This window comes from Mycoplasma sp. HS2188 (assembly GCF_025209835.1).
Lineage (GTDB): Bacteria > Bacillota_I > Bacilli_A > Mycoplasmatales > Metamycoplasmataceae > Mycoplasmopsis.
This window is the reverse complement of record NZ_JAOAOI010000054.1, coordinates 1-754: the sequence shown is the minus strand read 5'-3', so window position 1 is coordinate 754 and position 754 is coordinate 1. Positions and strand designations below refer to the sequence as shown.

The 754-nt window shown below is 28.4% G+C and carries 2 protein-coding genes; both read right to left on the bottom strand.

The genetic code is table 4. The features are described from left to right. Nucleotides 1-16: 16 nt before the first annotated feature. The gene (locus tag N1F73_RS03775) at nt 17-340 is read right to left on the bottom strand and encodes an Mbov_0395 family pilin-like conjugal transfer protein (RefSeq protein WP_259290472.1); all 324 of its coding nucleotides are present in this window, start codon (nt 338-340) and stop codon (nt 17-19) included. An 8-nt stretch (nt 341-348) separates the two neighbouring features. Continuing rightward, the coding region (locus N1F73_RS03770) for a single-stranded DNA-binding protein (RefSeq protein WP_260360167.1) at nt 349-754 on the bottom strand (406 nt) is incomplete at its 5' end.

Below are 754 nucleotides of genomic sequence, written 5' to 3'. Positions count from 1 at the left end.
CCTTCGAACAACACTTTTATGCTCCGATCGCAGACTTAATAATCGAAGTAATTATCGGACTAAGAGCTCATAACACAACTACAGCAATAAGAAAAATTCCTAATCATTTAATTCTTCTCATTTGACCTTGTCTTTCTTCTTCTGATTCTGTCTTACCTGCTTTAAAAAATGCAATAGCTGCAATAATCACAATTGCTATTGTTAAAACCCCTGCAAACGCTCCTAATACTATATTAATGTAATATTGTATTTGTGTTGCAATCGCATCAAAACTTTCTTTAATTCCTTGATTACCACCGGTACTTGTACTACCGTCTAATACTTTATTTAATAAATTCATAATATCTCCTATCTAATAATTAAATCTTCTAAATAGTCTTCCTGACTATTTTCTTTCTCATTTTCATCATTTGTTTTTTCATCATCAACAACATAATTATTTGTTTTATTTTTTAGTGCTTTCGTAGAATAAATAACACTATTCCCAATAACCTCTAAACGATATTCTTTAACTCCTTCACTATTAATAAAACTATTCTTTTTTAATGTGCCAACAACCTCTACTAAATCACCTTGTTTCACATATTTTTTAAAATTTAATGCATTGTTTTGAAAAATAACGACATCAATAAACTCACTTTCATTATTAATCTCATTTGTAGCTATACTAAACTTTAAAATGTTTGCTTTACTAGTATTCATTTCTCAAAAACTCTCATTAGCAACTCTTCCTGTCAGTAATACTTTATTCATA